The sequence below is a fragment of the Ruegeria sp. I1 genome, assembly GCF_056532675.1.
Genome location: NZ_JBQFNM010000010.1, coordinates 169745 through 185605, shown reverse-complemented (window position 1 = coordinate 185605; position 15861 = coordinate 169745). Strand labels below are relative to the sequence as shown.

The window sequence follows — 15861 nt, the reverse complement described above, 5'->3', positions numbered from 1 at the left end:
GCGCGATCTTCCAGTATCCCGGCACCCACGGCCATGTGCGCGACTTCACATCGGAAATCGCAGCACTGCATGAGCACAAAGCCATCGCCATCGTTGCCGCCGACATCCTGTCGCTGGCGCTGCTGAAATCCCCCGGTGAGATGGGCGCGGATATTGCCATCGGCTCGACCCAGCGCTTTGGCGTGCCGATGGGCTATGGTGGCCCGCACGCGGCTTACATGGCGACCAGCGACAAGCTGAAACGCTCGATGCCGGGCCGGATCATCGGTGTGTCGATCGACAGCCGCGGCAACAAGGCCTATCGCCTGTCGCTGCAAACCCGTGAGCAGCATATCCGGCGTGAGAAAGCCAACTCGAATGTCTGCACCGCGCAGGCGCTGCTGGCGGTGATTGCCTCGATGTATGCCGTGTACCACGGTCCCGATGGCATCAAGGCCATCGCGCAATCGGTGCATCGCAAGACCTCGCGCCTGGCGGCCGGTCTGGAAGAGGCGGGCTTTGCCGTGGAACCGGAAGTGTTCTTCGACACCATCACCGTTGAAGTCGGCCCTCTGCAGACAACAGTGATGGAGGCCGCCGTCGCGCGTGGTGTGAACCTGCGCAAGGTCGGCGAGACCAAGGTTGGTATCAGCCTAGATGAACAGACCCGGCCCGAGACCATCGAGGCCGTCTGGGGCGCCTTTGGCATCGACCGTCAGGATGACAGCGCAAATGTCGATTACCGTCTGCCCGATTACGCCCTGCGCGAAAGCGAATACCTGACCCACCCGATCTTCCATCAGAACCGGGCCGAGGCCGAGATCACCCGCTATATGCGCCGCCTGGCCGACCGCGACCTGGCGCTGGACCGGGCGATGATCCCGCTGGGGTCCTGCACCATGAAGCTGAACGCCACGATCGAGATGATCCCGGTCACCTGGCCCGAGTTCGGCAACCTGCACCCGTTCTGCCCCGAAGATCAGGCGCAGGGCTATCACGAGATGATTGCCGATCTGAACGACAAGCTGTGCCAGATCACCGGCTATGACGCGATCAGCCAGCAGCCCAACTCGGGCGCGCAGGGGGAATATGCGGGTCTGCTGACCATCCGTAACTATCACTTCGCCCGCGGCGAAGGGCAGCGCAATGTCTGCCTGATCCCGACCTCGGCCCATGGCACCAACCCGGCCTCGGCCCAGATGGTGGGCTGGCAGGTTGTGCCGGTGCTGGCGGATGAGAATGGCAATATCGACCTGAACGACTTCCGCGCCAAGGCCGAGAAGCATTCCGATCATCTGGCCGCCTGCATGATCACCTATCCGTCCACCCATGGCGTATTCGAGACCACCGTGCAGGAGGTCTGCCAGATCACCCATGATCACGGCGGTCAGGTCTATATCGACGGCGCCAACATGAACGCCATGGTCGGCCTGTCGCGTCCCGGTGACATTGGCGGCGATGTCAGCCACCTGAACCTGCACAAGACCTTCTGCATCCCCCATGGCGGCGGCGGCCCCGGCATGGGTCCGATCGGCGTCAAGGCGCATCTGGAAGAGCACCTGCCTGGCCACCCGGAATACGGCACCGCCGTTGGTCCGGTCTCAGCCGCGCCCTTTGGGTCTCCGTCCATTCTGCCGGTCTCATGGGCCTATGTGCTGCTGATGGGTGGCGCGGGTCTGACCCAGGCGACCAAAGTGGCGATCCTGAACGCCAATTACATCGCGGCGCGTCTGCAGGATGCCTATCCGATCCTCTACACCTCCGAGTCCGGTCGTGTGGCGCATGAATGCATCCTCGACACAAGACCCCTGGACGAGGCGGCCCATGTCACCGTGGATGACGTGGCCAAACGTCTGGTCGACAGCGGCTTCCACGCGCCGACGATGAGCTGGCCGGTGGCGGGCACCCTGATGGTGGAGCCCACGGAATCGGAACCCAAGGCCGAGCTGGACCGCTTCTGCGACGCCATGCTCTCGATCCGCTCGGAAGCGCAGGACATCATCGACGGCAAGATCGACGCGGAAAACAACCCGCTGAAAAACGCCCCCCACACGGTGCGCGATCTGGTCGGCGACTGGGACCGGCCCTACACCCGCGAACAGGCCTGCTTCCCCCCAGGCTCCATGGGCGTCGACAAATACTGGTCCCCCGTCAACCGCGTCGACAACGCATATGGCGACCGAAACCTCATATGCACATGCCCCCCAATGACCGAATACATCGAAGCCGCTGAATAAAAACATCCACCCAAAAGGGGGGGTGCCCACAGGCAGCAGAGCGCTTCCCGCTCTCTGCCACTCAAACCAGAAGTGTCATGACATATGAAACACTACGTCCTGCGTAACGAACCCGAAAACAAGGCAAACGCCTTTGCAGCGGTGTCTGAGCGGGTTCAATATGTTGATGTCATTTTGCACCCGAATGCATCCCGCGCGACGGCAGAGCTGGCGTTGGATTTCTACCGGGCTCTGAACGGTTTGATGGAAAATCAGCGCTACGTTATCACTCTGCGTGCTCTTGCCGAGGATAAGGTCGGTGGGCCGTTGTATTGGGCCGGGCGGACGGCTGTCATCTGGGGGGATCTGGAGGACAGTTGGAATCTGAGCGGCTCGCAAAAACATTGGGCGACCCAGGTGCTGAACCTGGCGCCCCGGGTCATTCTGGTTGGGGGCGCTGTGATGCTGCTGGCCCAGGCCAGCGGGTGTGACGGGCATATTGCAGCGATACATTCCAGTTTTCAGGCGGCAGCGTCAGAGCAGGGCATAAGAAGTTGCGGTGCCTCAACGTATCTTTCACCCAACGGGCGATTGCACAGTGCCAATACCCGCATCAGTGCCCTGCGTTTGCTGGCCGATTTTGTATCGGGTGATCATGGCGAGCATCTTGCGGATGCGGTACGCAGATATGTTGGCCTGGATGAGCCAAAACAGGCAATAGAGAGCCAGACCGCCAATCGGCTTATTCGCAGATCAGGTGGGGATGAACTGGTCATTCTGACGCTGGCGACCATGCTGGAGCATATCGAGGAGCCTCTGAGTATCACTGACCTTTCAAAGGCAGTGGGTGCTTCGACCCGTCAACTTCAGAGACGATACCTGTGTAAAACCGGTGCGACGCTTCTGCATACGTATAAAGAGCTTCGGGTAGAGAGAGCTATTGACCTGCTGAGACAGACCGACATGTCGTTGGTCGAAATTGTAGCTGCGACCGGGTTTTCCTCACGCGCAGCCATGTCGCGTGCCCTGTTTGAACAATGCGGATCGCGGCCAGAGGATATCAGGACCCGCCGCTATCTCGGATATGCTGCCGGTTAGCTAAACCAACCTTGGCGCTGGTTCGGATCGGTTCCACACAGCCGATCGATGACGTGATCGATTTCCGGGTGGCATCGGGACCTGTGTGGACGTTCGATCACCAGGGCTTTGCCGGTTTTGTGACTGTGTTCAGACACACGGCAGAGCTGCTGCGCATCCAGTGCCTGCGCAACCAATGCGGCATGCCCCATAAGCACACCCGCACCTGATTTTGCCTCTTCGACCGCCAAAGCGTAAAGAGAGTACCGAGGGCCGCGTGCCGGATCGCCGATGTCGATACCGGTGGCGCCTGACCATGCTGGCCAATCGCTGTCCCAGGTCTGATCGTGCAGCAGCGGCGCCATTGAAAGATCGATACCCTGCGCCAGCTTAGGCGAGCAAACCGGAAAGATGATGTCGTCTTCGACGATGATCTGATCTTCGGTTTCGTCGGGCCGCGATATGAAGATGGACAAATCAAACAGATCCCTGGACAGGCTTGGGGGGTTCTCCATCGCCGTGACGGATATGTTCAGATTGGGATGCAGGTCACGCAATCGACCCAGACGGGGCGGCAACCAAAGCTGCGCGACCGATGGCAGTGCGGCAATGTGAACTTCGGGGTTGGGTGCCAGACTACGCAGATTTTGGGTTGCAGCTGCCAGAAGATCGAAAGCCTGTGTGAAATCCTCGGTCAACAAACGACCAGCGGTAGATAATGAAACGCCTTGTGCGCTGCGTTCAAACAGGCTGGTGCCGGACCACGCCTCAACAGCTTTGACATGCTGTGACACCGCGCCTGCGGTGACACCCAATTCCTCGGCCGCCGCAACGAAACTGCCCAGACGGGCGGCAGCCTCGAAGGCGCGCAATGCGTTCAGGGGTGGCCCTTTGGGTCGTCGGGGAAGAACTGCCATGCGTTAGCCTTAGTTTTTCTAGGGCAAGAAATAGCAGAACTGATTTGCATTGTCATGCAGACCGTCCATTCTGAAGCCAAGCAAGGAGTATGCAGCAATGACAATAGACATAAGATCCTGGGTCCCGGACGCCAGTGAAACGCTTGTGCAGCAGATCGCAGCGACCACCGCGCGCAGCACCTCGGCCGTATTGCTTGACCGGATCGAAGACCTGGCGAACCGGAACCGCGAGATTCATGAGAAAGAGTGTTTCAACCTCAATCCAGCCACCAACGTCATGAACCCGAGGGCCGAGGCGCTGCTGTCTTCGGGTATCGGGTCGCGCCCTTCGCTTGGATATCCGGGCGACAAATATGAGATGGGCCTTGAGGCCATCGAAGAGATCGAGGTGATCGCAACCCAGCTTTGTGCAGAGGTTTTCAACGCACGTTTCGCTGAAATCCGCGTGCCGTCAGGCGCGATTGCAAACCTTTATGGATTTATGGCCACCTGCAAACCGGGTGACACGATCATCGCGCCCCCTGCGTCGATTGGCGGGCATGTCACGCATCATGTGGCGGGCTGTGCGGGTCTGTTCGGGCTGCGCACGGTTGAGGCACCGGTTGACGCCGATGGATACACCATCGATCTGGATCAACTGCACGCCATTGCGAAACGCGAACGACCCAAACTGATCACGGTTGGGGGTAGCCTCAACCTGTTCGAACATCCTGTGAAAGAGATACGTGTCATCGCCGATGAGGTGGGTGCCAAAGTGATGTTCGACGCCGCACATCAGTGCGGGATCATCGCAGGCAAGGCGTGGCGTGACCCGCTGGCCGAAGGCGCACATCTGATGACAATGAGCACCTACAAAAGCCTAGGCGGCCCTGCCGGAGGGCTGATTGTCACCAATGAGGCTGATCTGGCCGAGCGGCTGGACGCGATTGCCTTCCCCGGAATGACGGCCAATTTCGACGCGGCAAAATCGGCTGCACTCGCGGTCACGATGCTGGATTGGCGCGATTTCGGGGCCGACTATGCGGCACAGATGATCGCAATGGCCCAGGCGTTGGCAGAACGCCTGAATGACAATGGCGTACCTGTCTTTGCTAGCCAAGGGGGTTTCACCTGCTCCCACCAGTTTGCTGTATTGGCTAACGCGTTTGGCGGTGGGCAAACCGCGTCCAAAACCCTGTGGCAGGCGGGTTTTTTGGCCTGCGGCATCGGCCTTCCGGCGCCAGAGGTGCAGGGCGACATGAACGGTTTGCGCATAGGCACCCCGGAACTGGTAAGATGGGGCATGACCACGGATCATGCAGACAGGCTGGCCACCCTGATCGCGCGCGGCCTGGCGGGCGATGACGTAGGTGCCGAGGTTTGCGACTGGCGGCAAAGCTTTGACAGCCTATCCTTTGTTCATGCGTGAAGCTTGATGTTCATATAGGCGACAGAGCCAGTATGATTTCACCTGCCGAGTGAACCGGTTTCATGATCGATGCAGTGCGTCATGCATTGCCAGCCCACACGTCAAGCACTTTCGGCCGTATGCCCGTGAAGAACTAATACGACAAAAATCTGCGGCTAAGCAACCGCGTGGTTAGTTGATTGAAAATCCCAAAAAACTGAGCTCTGTTCACAATACCCAAAGCCGTCACGTTCCTAGGTTGGAAATGTAACCGCAAGATAAGGAGATCAAAAATGGAACGTTTCGGCACACTCAAAAAACACATCGTTGCACCGGCACTGGTGATTGCACTGACAGCAGGATCTGCCATAGCAGGGCCTGGCCACTACGCCGCCGCTGGTCATCATGGCGCCAAAATCAGCCACTCAGAAATATCACGTGGCACGGCGCATGAAGCAACGGATATGACAACAACCGTTACTGGGAAAATTGTTAACCTTATTGCCAACCTCTCTCCATTGGAAGCAACGCAAGATGAGAGTAGTTCCAAGGTCGCTCCAACCTTCAGCGGCTACACTTTCAATCATGCCACAACGCCTTCTCCGCTTGAGACCATGCAGGATGCGGGTTCCGGTATCGTCGATACAAGGGGGAAACTGATACAATCACATAAAGCCAGCGGTGATTTCTACTTGGACGGCGAGGCGCATTTCCAGTCCGCGCCCAGAGCCCAACACAACGGCTATGCCGATACCAATACACAGGTTGGTGATACTGATGGAACCATCAAATAGGACGCCGAACAGAAGGTTCTAGACATGTCAGGAAGCAAGTACCTCGATGCGATTGCGGAAGCCGCTGGCGGCGTCCTCAAATTCAAACAATGGCAAGACAACCCAAACAAACCGCCGATCGGGCGCCCTTAGATAGCAATGCAATGGAACTAGGTTTCTGAATCCAAGGTGGCGATGTCAATTCATTGACCTCGCCACCTAAATGCCATTCTGGATGTGTAGTCGACTCCTTGCTTTGTTTCGCGTGACGTTCAACATATTGGTTGTGCGGCAGGCGTAGAGTTGAGTTACCTTTGCGACGTCGGCGTGGCGGCTGAGCTCGGTTCATCCCAAGTGATCAGGTTTGCCGCTTCAGTGCTGCCGGGGCTGACCGTCATTGGTGTTGCAAATCCCGGGATGATCTCGACATCATAGAGCTCAGTTATGGCGCCATCGATGCGGAACCAGTCGACACAGGTGCCGGTGGCAAGGTCGATGATCTGCAGGCCACACCACGCGTCGCTGTCTGCGGCGTCCAGCCGATCTGCCAATGGCAGCCCTTCGAAACGTTTGTAGCGCGGCTTGGACAGACCGACGAAAGCATATCCCTTGTAGAACCGCAGCCCGCGAAGGAACCCCGGACAAAAGGCAACCGGTTTGAACTGGCCCGGCGCCTCGTTCTCCAACCCGTCCACATAGCCAAGCTCACCGGTGCCAGAGTTCAGAAGCCAGAGCTTGCCATCATACCAGCGCGGCGAATGCGGCATCGACAGGCCCTTGCAGACAACTTGGTTGTTCTGGACGTCAATGGCCACGCCTCCGTCAACGCGGCGATCTCTCCACCCGTCAATCGTGTTGGATTGGGATACGGCAGTGACGTAGGCGGGCTGGCCGTCGCGCATGGCCATCCCATTCAGGTGGCACCGGTCCTCATCCACGATCTGCGTAATCGACGGCGGGGTCCACACAGGTACGAAGCTGTGGCGCTTAGACAGGGTCGACAGGCAGTTGAAACGGGTGTTCACAAAGACCGGCGCGCCATCTGCATACAGCCCGATATCATGAACATCCAACTCACCAACACTATGTATAATCCGAGGCATAAAACAGGCATCGAAGACGTTATTGATGCGTTCATGCGGGGCGAGAATGTTCTCGAACCTCAGAATTTCGGCGCCCCCAGCCAGCGTCAGCCCGCCTTGGCCGTCATAATGCAGCCCCATAGGTTTTGGCATGGCCGACTGATGTACATGCAACGACCCGTCAGAACCCCGACCCAGATGGTACAGTAGCCCGGATTGGTAGGATGAAACCGCAAGCGAGCATTCCAATCGCGCCAGCCGATCCACCAAACCCCGGGATTGGCTGTATTCGACGGCGTCCTGTTGGTTTTGTTCGGAGGCTGTGTTCATCATGGGGTTACTCGGGGCCTTCTGTTTGAGCCGATGTGGTCTATTGCGGGCCTGAGACTTGTCCAGACCACTCGATTTCTAAACACGCACCCGGTGAATGCAACAACAGGGGTTTCAGGCTGGTGTACCCGTCACGGTGATTTCCCAACAGAAAACCCGTCTGGGCCAATTGGAGCGCGCGCCTCGCTGATATCAACCTGCGTAAAAGCCGACGGGTCGATGGTGGACACAACCCTGATCGGAATCCCTAGCTGATACGGTTGATTAGCGCGTGAATCTGCGGATTTCAGCCGCAAAAGGTCACCATATTTTCTTATTTTCAACATTACGCTGGGACAATTGCGGCGCTTCTTGCTCGATATGCACATGCAAAAGCAGCAGGGTTAGGTAGAAAAATGAGTATCGATCGTCGTGTTTTCGTCACTGGAACGTTGGGACTTGGGCTAGCAGCATTCTTGCCGGTTGGGGGCTACGCACTTGCTATGGCGGCGGGTCAGGTGGCGCACCGCATTCTGGCCGCAGAAAAGCTGAGTTTTCTAACCGAGAAAGTCGCAAAAGCCACCGTGTTGTTAAGCCTGGGTTCCGAAGCCGACAAGGCTCTGACCGAACTACAACAAGCGCATGACGAGTTTGACGATATCCTGCTTGGTTTCAAAGAGGGCAAGGGTTCGTCGGGCATCGATCGCGAGCGGTTCTACTCGGTCAACAAAGCGCTTGAGGAAGTCGCAACATTGTGGGCGCCCTATCGGATCGCGGTTGAGGATATTATTGCCACCAAATCCGTGAACGACGCGCAATTGACCATGATCGTGGGCGATGTGGGACCTTTGGAAGAGGCGAACCATGTGGTCGTTCGCAAGCTGGAAGCTGCCTATGGCGAGGTCGATATCGAACCGTCTATGGCCTTGGCCCTGGAGTTTGCGGGTCGGCAGCGGATGATCACGCAGAAAATCTGCAAGGAAATCGCCCTGGCCGCGACAGGAAAAGACACGGCGGAGCACCACGAGAAGTTCAAGAAGAACGCTGCGAAATTTGGCAAGATCGTCGACGCGCTGATCGATGGCGGCAATGACTATATCAAGATGTCCACGCCTCCAAGCGACGCCTCGCTTGCTGCGCTGAAGCAGGTAAAAGCCTATTGGGCCGAGCTTCAGCCGACTGTGGAAGCCTTGAACGCCGCAGATGTTCCCAGCCTTGATGACGTTGTGCATTTCTGCGCTGAGATGGATGTTCTTGAAAACGAATCCGAACGGGCGGTTCTTCTTTATGAGGATGCCATCAAGATCGGGTCCTGATCCGGTTTGTCCAGAACTGGCGGTTTAATCAACACCTTCTCACTCAATAGATTTTGCACGCCGCTGTCTGAATCGGCGCATTCGCGTCGGGTTCAGACAACAAAGAAGCCCCGCAGGTGATGCTGCGGGGCTTCGTATATTCTTGTCAGGGTGGTTTTCTTACCCCTTCTTCAGAACCTCACGGCCCAGAAGCTCGGCAATCTGAACTGCGTTCAGTGCAGCACCTTTGCGCAGGTTGTCCGAGACGCACCACAGGTTCAGACCGTTCTCGATGGTCGAATCCTGGCGGATGCGGCTGATGAAGGTGGCGAAATCGCCCGCGCACTCGATGGGCGAGACGTAGCCACCCTCTTCACGCTTGTCGATGACCATGATGCCCGGCGCCTCGCGCAGGATGTCGCGGGCTTCGTCTTCGTCCAGGAATTCCTCGAACTCGATATTCACGGCCTCGGAATGGCCAACAAACACGGGAACGCGGACGCAGGTGGCCGTAACCTTGATCGACGGATCGACGATCTTTTTGGTCTCGACAACCATCTTCCATTCTTCCTTGGTCGAGCCGTCTTCCATGAAGGCGTCGATCTGCGGGATGACGTTAAATGCGATCTGTTTCTGGAACTTCTTCGGCTCAACCTCGGTCGTGGGGTTGTAGATGGCTTTGGTTTGATCCCACAGCTCATCCATGCCCTCTTTACCGGCACCCGAAACCGACTGATAGGTCGACACGACTACGCGCTTGATACGTGCGCGGTCGTGCAGCGGCTTCAGCGCGACAACCATCTGCGCGGTCGAGCAGTTGGGGTTGGCGATGATGTTCTTGTTTTTGTAGTCGTGAATCGCTTGCGGGTTACATTCCGGCACGATCAGCGGAATGTCCGGGTCGTAGCGATAAAGCGATGAGTTATCGATCACCACACAACCCGCTGCGGCCGCTTTGGGGCCGTAGGTTTTGGTTGCGTCCGAGCCGATGGCAAACAGCGCCATGTCCCAGCCGGTGAAGTCGAATGTGTCGATGTCTTTGGTGGTCAGTGTCTTGTCGCCGAATGTCACCTCAGTCCCCAGCGAACGACGGCTTGCCAGAGCGGCAATTTCATCGATCGGGAACTGGCGTTCCGCCAGGATGTTCAGCATTTCGCGGCCCACGTTACCTGTGGCGCCGGCGACAACGACGCGATAGCCCATTTCATGTCTCCAAAGTTAAGGACGCGCGTTCATAGCCGCGTTGCAGCAAAGAAAAAAGAGCTTTCGGATCGGTTTTCGATGAATGACGCGGATTTGAGGCGTTCACCGCACTCTAATCGGCGTCCAGCAGAGATCGATAGACCTTTACGATGGCTTCCGCCTCGCCTTCGATTCGAAAATTCCGCTCCACATGGGCGCGAGCGGCCTGTCCGGCGGCAGCCAGTTGGGCCGGGTCGGACAGCATCTGATCCAGCGCTTGGGCCAATGCCGGGGCATTGTCTTTTTCAACCAGCCGCCCGGTTTCGCCATCCTTAATCTGGGCGCTAAAGGCCCCTACGCCGTGACAGGCAATCGCGGGCACGCCCGAGGCCATTGCCTCAAGCGGGGTCAGCCCGAACCCTTCGTGGCGGGCGGGGGCGACGAACAGATCGAGGGCGCGGTAGGTCTCGACAATCTCTTCCCACGGGCGTTCGCCGAGGAAATGCACACGGTCAGCTAGACTTGCGGCTTGTAGTTTGGATTCCTGTTCGGCTTGAAACCCTTCGAATTCGCTGGTGGCGCGGCCGGTGAAGATGATGTGGGCATCGGGGTGATTGGGCAGGACGTTCAGTGCGCCGTCAACCAGCAGATCAACGCCCTTCTGAGGGCGAATGCGCCCGAAACAACCGATCAGGGTGCCACTGGGCAAGCCCAGCTTGTTGCGCAGTGTTTGTTTGTCGGTCGCTGGATGGAACAGTTCGGTGTTTACGCCATGCATGATGACGGTTGACGGGTGTTGCAGAAACGAGGCCGCCTGCGGCGTTGTCGCGATCAGCGCGTCCATTTGCGAGATCAGTGTCTTGGTAAACCCCGAATGATCCCGTTGCGCGGCAGAGGTGAATAGCAGTTTCAGATTGCGCCGCAGGACCTTGCGCAGAAACAGCCCCATCAGCATTTCGGTATTGCGTCGCGCGTGCCAGACCCGGCAGGTGCGGTTCGACAGGAACGGAACCTTGATCAGGCGGATATGCGGCAGGTCTTCGGGCAGGCCGGGACCGGTAGCGACGATCCCGATCATCTCTTTCTGGATCGGCAGCAGGCGGATGACCGTGGTTGTGACCCCGGACAGGCTGTGTTTCAGGTTGGGTGCGATCACCTCGATATCCTGCACGGGCCGTCCCTCCGGTTTCCAATCAGTCCAGGCTGTCCCGGCTGAATAGATAGATCACGCAGCCAATGGCAAGGGTCACGGCAAAAAAGCTGAAGATGGCCAGATAGGGTGCGGTGGCTCCGGTAGCGGCGTTTGCCGCATGGATACGCCCGGTCACGAATTGTGCAATGCCGACGCCTCCGATTCCAAACAGATTCAGCAAGGTGACCCCACGCCCAATCAGATGCGGCGGCACAAAGGCGCGGCCATGGGCCATGATAACCGGAAAGCTGGCCCCCAGAAACCCAATGACTGCCAGCAGCAGGACCGAGACCCAGACCGCGCTGTCGATCCACACACACAGCAGACCCAAAGCCGCAGCGCCCAGCGCGTTGCCGCCGAAGATCACCCATTTCCGCGTGCCCAGAATGCGATCCAGCGGACCGTAGGCAAAGGTCCCTGCAATCATCGCGGCCCCCATGATCAGCGTTGCAGTGCCGATCTGGGTGGTGCTGAGCCCAAAGACATCGTTCAGATAAGGACCGGCCCATAATCCACGCAGCGCGGCCGAGGGGGCGTAAGCCACCAGCATCAAGGGCAGGATCAGCCATAAGGCGGGTTCTTTGAGCAGGTCCAGAACCGATCCCTTATGCTCGGTTTCAACCTTGGCCGGGTCGCGCACGCTGATCCAGATGCCAAGGGCGACAACTGCAGAAACCAAAGCCAGGCCCAGCAGGGTGGCACGCCAGCCCAGTATTTCAGCCGCAAGAGCGGTTGGGTAGGAAGCGACCAGATTGCCCACCGATCCCACGCCCAGCATCACTGCTGCAAGCGTGGCAAACCGGGCGGGCGGATACTCGCGTGCAAAGATGAAATACGACGCCATCAGAACCGGAGAGCACCCAACCCCAATCAGCGCCATCGCAATACTGACGTGAACGGCGGACGTGGCCACGGCAAACACAACCGCCCCACCTGCACCGCCGACCAGCAGCAATACAGCAGCGGTCAGGCGCGGGCCGACCCGGTCCAGCGCCCAGCCGACCGGGATTTGCATGGCCGCAAAGACCAAAAACCAAAGGCCCGAGGCAAAGGCCAGATCTTCGGGCGTGGCGCCGATGTCGCGTTCCAGATCAAGGCTCAGGACCGCAAGGAACGCGCGAAAGAACTGGCTGAGGACATAGGCCAGACACAGTACAACCAGCCCAGATTTCATCTAACGTCCCCTTCAAATCTTGCGATCACTCCTTGGCATGTTGTGGTAAAACGCACAAGCGCGTGTAGAATGTTGCAGGTAACAGACATTGATCACGTTTGAGCTATCTGACCATTCAATTCAATCTGAGGGGGACCATGAAAGACCTCCATTCTGCATTTTACGAAAACCTGCCGCTGCTGCGCGATTTCAATCAGCTGGCGGATCCGTCCTCGTTTGCGGCTGTCCCGGATGAATGGGTTCTGGGCGTTGCCGATATCGTCGACTCGACCGGAGAGATTGCGCGCGGACGCTACAAGACCGTGAACATGGTGGGCGCGGCTGTGATCTCGGGCATGATCAACACGATGGATGGCAAACTGTTTCCTTATGTCTTTGGTGGAGACGGTGCCGGGCTTGCCGTGCCGCCCAGTGCCGCCGATCAGGCCCGCCAGACGCTTGCCGCGCTACGGCGCTGGGCTGAGGAAGAGTTTTCAATGCCGCTGCGGGCGGCGTTGGTGCCCGTGGCAGAGCTGCGTCAGGCGGGAAAGGATTTGCGCGTGGCCCGGTATGCGCCATCGAACGGGGTGGACTATGCAATGTTCTCGGGCGGTGGTTTGGCCTGGGCCGAGGCACAGATGAAAGCCGGAGAACATCAGGTGCCGCTGGCCGAACCGGGCAGCCAGCCAGATCTGACCGGTCTGTCCTGTCGCTGGTCCAACAGTCCGGCGCAGCATGGGCGCATCGTTTCGGTTGTGGTGCAACCCACGGTGCAGGCAACCGAACGTGACTTTGCCGATCTGGCGCAATCGGTCTTGCGCGCCTCGGACGGGTTGGACCGCGCGGGTCACCCGGTGCCGGAAAATGGCCCGCCCATGACATGGCCGCCACCGGGTGTTGATCTGGATGCGCATGTATCGCGAACCGGTCGCAGCCTGTTGCTGCAAAAGCTGAAGTTGCTGGGGCAGAACCTTCTGATTGCGATCCTGTTCTGGACCAATAAGCGTATGGGTCAGTTCGAGCCCGAGCACTATAAGCGCATGGTCAGTCGCAATGCCGATTTCCGCAAATTCGACGATGGGCTGAAGATGACGCTGGATTGCGACGATGCCACGCTGGACCAGATCGAACATATGCTGGAAGAGGCGCGCGGGCGCGGCAAAATCAGATTTGGTCTGCATGCACAGGATGAGGCGATGATGACCTGCTTTGTGCCCGCCGCCACGCGGGATGATCACGTTCATTTCGTTGATGGTGCATCCGGCGGGTATGCGCAGGCGGCGGCTTTGATGCGGGGCTAGCCCTGGCCAGATTTCCATTGCGCCGACAGCGCGCGCGCCGCGTTGGCCAGAAGCATGACATCAATGCCGACCGCTAGAAACAGCGGGTCCATGTCCAGATAGGCTTGGGTCGCCTCATCATTGGTGCCCAGAATCCCCGGCGCTTTGCCAGCGGCCCTGATCCGTTTTATGGCGTCGGCGATGGTGGCGCGCACTTCTGGCGCGGCGCTGTTGCCCTGATAGCCCATATCGGTCGACAGATCGGCGGGTCCGATAAAGACCCCATCAATCCCGTCGACCTGTAGAATTTCATCCAGCGCCGCCATACCAGCGCGGTTTTCCACCTGCACCAACAGGCAGATTTCCTGATCGGCGGTCTGGATGTAGTCTTGGGTTGATCCATACATCGTCGCGCGCGCGGATGTTGCGCCGACGCCGCGTGCACCTTCGGGTGGATAGCGGCAAGCACGGACCAGTTCCCGTGCTTGTTCGGCGCTTTCGACGATCGGCACCAAAACGGTTTGCGCGCCCGCATCCAGAATCATCTTGATCAGCCAGGTCTCACCCACCGGTACGCGGACGACGGGATGAGACGGGCTGTTGGCCAAGGCAATCAGCTGATCCCGGATCGACCGGATATCATTGGGCGCGTGCTCTCCATCAATGACCAGCCAGTCGAACCCTGCGGTTCCCATCACCTCGGCAGTGGTGGGTTCGGCGAAGCTCATCCAGCAGCCGATCTGCCGTTTGCCCTGTGCCAGAGCCTGTTTGAATGTGTTTTTTGGGGCGGGCATTCTGCTGTGTCCTGTATGAGACTCTTGAGATTCTGCTACATTCTGTCATGCAGTCTCGGTCAATATCCATAGCTTTTGGAAACAAACCGCTTGAGATTTCAAGCAATCGCATTCCCGAGGCATTGCCGCAGACCTTGGCTGGAACTCGGCAAGCGCCGTTCCGCCAATACCGTGGTAAGGTTAAACATGGCCGATGATTTACCGTTAACTTCAAGATCTTTACCCATCGCGCTGTTGCGGGCGCGGGAAAAGGTGATGGGGCCAATTCGTGCGCTGTTGGTGGATGCCGGTGTCACCGAACAACAATGGCGGGTGCTACGTGTCTTGAACGAAGAAGGCCCGCAAGAGCCGACGCATATTGCTGAACGCGCCTGCCTGCTGTTGCCCAGCCTGACCCGTATTCTTCAAACGCTAGAGCAGAAAAACCTGATCTTGCGCCGCCGCCATCCTCAGGATGGTCGTCGTCAGATTGTCGAAATCAGTGATGCGGGTGTTCAGATCATTCACGCTAATTTGGCCGTGAGTGTGGAACAGGCCAAACGGGTGCGCAGCCAGCTTGGCCCCGACAAGCATGAAATGCTGCTGGATCTTCTCAATGAACTCAATGATCTGGAAAGCTAAGATCTGGTCCGGCCTTAGGTTTATGACCCCGTCGGAGATGGTAGGGGGAACTCTCCGACGGGGTTTGGCCAGACCCGGACTGGATATGTGCCTGGCCCGTGCTTCGAAGACGTGCAGAACCGAAAATTGGTTCGTTACCGAGGCTTAGGATCCAGGGGGATGGACCTAAACCTTTGCGTGTGCTCCGAAGCGGTCATGCTCGTTTGCCGACTTGCTGTCTGGTCCGCAAGTGGTTTCTTTTCGTCGCTTTGATCGTGCTGTTTGTCCGGCATTCCAACGATCCGGTTCTGGCGGTTGATAAAGCGCTCTGCACCAGATCGCGCAGAGCCAAATAGATTGGTTCATTACTTTGGCAACCAGCGTTCTGGGGCGAACAGGATGGTATCCAAGCACTTTTCGTCAAATGGCGATGTGCAGATTCTGGGGCCCATCGCAGGTATCGAACTGCGCCGGGGGTCAAAAAGCGCATCCGATGTGTATATCTAAAACCGATTCCTCGGGATTCGGGAAACAATTCGTTTCCAAATTGTCAAAATTGGGCAGTTCCGTGCCGAATTTACAGGGAGAGCTGTGTAAAAACCGGCGGATTTCTGCGGGTTGCGGG

At 58.1% G+C, this 15861-nt stretch carries 13 protein-coding genes; 7 read left to right on the top strand and 6 right to left on the bottom strand.

The features are described 5' to 3' along the window. Both gcvP and ACR0DH_RS17710 read left to right on the top strand, forming a co-directional pair. Positions 1–2216: aminomethyl-transferring glycine dehydrogenase (gene gcvP, locus ACR0DH_RS17715; RefSeq protein ID WP_480550864.1), on the top strand; the 2216-nt coding region annotated here is incomplete at its 5' end. Between the two features lie 84 nt (positions 2217–2300). Continuing rightward, positions 2301–3293, top strand: a complete 993-nt coding sequence (locus ACR0DH_RS17710; protein WP_480550866.1) for a helix-turn-helix domain-containing protein — start codon at positions 2301–2303, stop codon at positions 3291–3293. Here ACR0DH_RS17710 and ACR0DH_RS17705 read toward each other — a convergent pair. After that, a complete protein-coding gene (locus tag ACR0DH_RS17705; protein ID WP_480550868.1) occupies positions 3290–4189 on the bottom strand; it encodes a LysR family transcriptional regulator in 900 nt (299 codons plus the stop codon). The two genes, ACR0DH_RS17710 and ACR0DH_RS17705, sit on opposite strands and share 4 nt — an antisense overlap. 97 nt (positions 4190–4286) lie before the next feature. On the opposite strand from ACR0DH_RS17705, the gene ACR0DH_RS17700 reads away from it, so the two are divergent. Both ACR0DH_RS17700 and ACR0DH_RS17695 read left to right on the top strand, forming a co-directional pair. After that, a complete protein-coding gene (locus ACR0DH_RS17700; protein ID WP_480550870.1) occupies positions 4287–5597 on the top strand; it encodes an aminotransferase class I/II-fold pyridoxal phosphate-dependent enzyme in 1311 nt (436 codons plus the stop codon). 272 nt (positions 5598–5869) lie between these two features. Beyond that, on the top strand, positions 5870–6370 hold the full coding sequence (locus ACR0DH_RS17695) for a hypothetical protein (RefSeq protein ID WP_480550872.1): 501 nt from the start codon (positions 5870–5872) through the stop codon (positions 6368–6370). A gap of 287 nt (positions 6371–6657) precedes the next feature. Here ACR0DH_RS17695 and ACR0DH_RS17690 read toward each other — a convergent pair whose 3' ends face one another. Next, complete coding sequence (locus ACR0DH_RS17690) at positions 6658–7764, bottom strand: TIGR03032 family protein (protein WP_480550874.1); 1107 nt, start codon at positions 7762–7764, stop codon at positions 6658–6660. A 392-nt stretch (positions 7765–8156) separates the two neighbouring features. On the opposite strand from ACR0DH_RS17690, the gene ACR0DH_RS17685 reads away from it, so the two are divergent. Next, on the top strand, positions 8157–9056 hold the full coding sequence (locus tag ACR0DH_RS17685) for a type IV pili methyl-accepting chemotaxis transducer N-terminal domain-containing protein (RefSeq protein ID WP_480550876.1): 900 nt from the start codon (positions 8157–8159) through the stop codon (positions 9054–9056). A gap of 159 nt (positions 9057–9215) precedes the next feature. Here the strand turns inward: ACR0DH_RS17685 and ACR0DH_RS17680 are convergent, their stop codons facing one another. From ACR0DH_RS17680 to ACR0DH_RS17670, 3 genes are all read right to left on the bottom strand, one after another. Further along, positions 9216–10238, bottom strand: coding sequence for an aspartate-semialdehyde dehydrogenase (locus ACR0DH_RS17680; protein ID WP_480550878.1), 1023 nt, complete (start codon positions 10236–10238; stop codon positions 9216–9218). Positions 10239–10350: 112 nt separating this feature from the next. Beyond that, positions 10351–11388, bottom strand: a complete 1038-nt coding sequence (locus ACR0DH_RS17675) for a glycosyltransferase family 4 protein (RefSeq protein ID WP_480550880.1) — start codon at positions 11386–11388, stop codon at positions 10351–10353. Positions 11389–11410: 22 nt separating this feature from the next. After that, positions 11411–12583, bottom strand: coding sequence for an MFS transporter (locus tag ACR0DH_RS17670; protein ID WP_480543562.1), 1173 nt, complete (start codon positions 12581–12583; stop codon positions 11411–11413). Positions 12584–12720: 137 nt separating this feature from the next. On the opposite strand from ACR0DH_RS17670, the gene ACR0DH_RS17665 reads away from it, so the two are divergent. Next, on the top strand, positions 12721–13863 hold the full coding sequence (locus ACR0DH_RS17665; protein ID WP_480550882.1) for a DUF3095 domain-containing protein: 1143 nt from the start codon (positions 12721–12723) through the stop codon (positions 13861–13863). Here the strand turns inward: ACR0DH_RS17665 and ACR0DH_RS17660 are convergent. Beyond that, positions 13860–14636, bottom strand: a complete 777-nt coding sequence (locus ACR0DH_RS17660; protein WP_480550884.1) for an aldolase/citrate lyase family protein — start codon at positions 14634–14636, stop codon at positions 13860–13862. The genes ACR0DH_RS17665 and ACR0DH_RS17660 overlap by 4 nt on opposite strands. 186 nt (positions 14637–14822) lie before the next feature. Here ACR0DH_RS17660 and hpaR point away from each other — a divergent pair, with 186 nt between their 5' ends. Next, positions 14823–15257: a homoprotocatechuate degradation operon regulator HpaR gene (hpaR, locus tag ACR0DH_RS17655; RefSeq protein WP_480543556.1), complete on the top strand. Its 435-nt coding sequence runs from the start codon at positions 14823–14825 to the stop codon at positions 15255–15257. Positions 15258–15861: the final 604 nt, after the last annotated feature.

Excerpts from the sequence above, each read along its gene's own strand:
- ACR0DH_RS17695 (WP_480550872.1), top strand. The coding sequence starts at position 5,870 with ATGGAACGTTTCGGCACACTCAAAAAACACATCGTTGCACCGGCACTG.
- ACR0DH_RS17710 (WP_480550866.1), top strand. The coding sequence starts at position 2,301 with ATGAAACACTACGTCCTGCGTAACGAACCCGAAAACAAGGCAAACGCC.
- ACR0DH_RS17690 (WP_480550874.1), bottom strand. The coding sequence starts at position 7,764 with ATGATGAACACAGCCTCCGAACAAAACCAACAGGACGCCGTCGAATAC.
- ACR0DH_RS17680 (WP_480550878.1), bottom strand. The coding sequence starts at position 10,238 with ATGGGCTATCGCGTCGTTGTCGCCGGCGCCACAGGTAACGTGGGCCGC.
- ACR0DH_RS17660 (WP_480550884.1), bottom strand. The coding sequence starts at position 14,636 with ATGCCCGCCCCAAAAAACACATTCAAACAGGCTCTGGCACAGGGCAAA.
- ACR0DH_RS17670 (WP_480543562.1), bottom strand. The coding sequence starts at position 12,583 with ATGAAATCTGGGCTGGTTGTACTGTGTCTGGCCTATGTCCTCAGCCAG.
- ACR0DH_RS17700 (WP_480550870.1), top strand. The coding sequence starts at position 4,287 with ATGACAATAGACATAAGATCCTGGGTCCCGGACGCCAGTGAAACGCTT.
- ACR0DH_RS17705 (WP_480550868.1), bottom strand. The coding sequence starts at position 4,189 with ATGGCAGTTCTTCCCCGACGACCCAAAGGGCCACCCCTGAACGCATTG.
- hpaR (WP_480543556.1), top strand. The coding sequence starts at position 14,823 with ATGGCCGATGATTTACCGTTAACTTCAAGATCTTTACCCATCGCGCTG.
- ACR0DH_RS17685 (WP_480550876.1), top strand. The coding sequence starts at position 8,157 with ATGAGTATCGATCGTCGTGTTTTCGTCACTGGAACGTTGGGACTTGGG.
- ACR0DH_RS17665 (WP_480550882.1), top strand. The coding sequence starts at position 12,721 with ATGAAAGACCTCCATTCTGCATTTTACGAAAACCTGCCGCTGCTGCGC.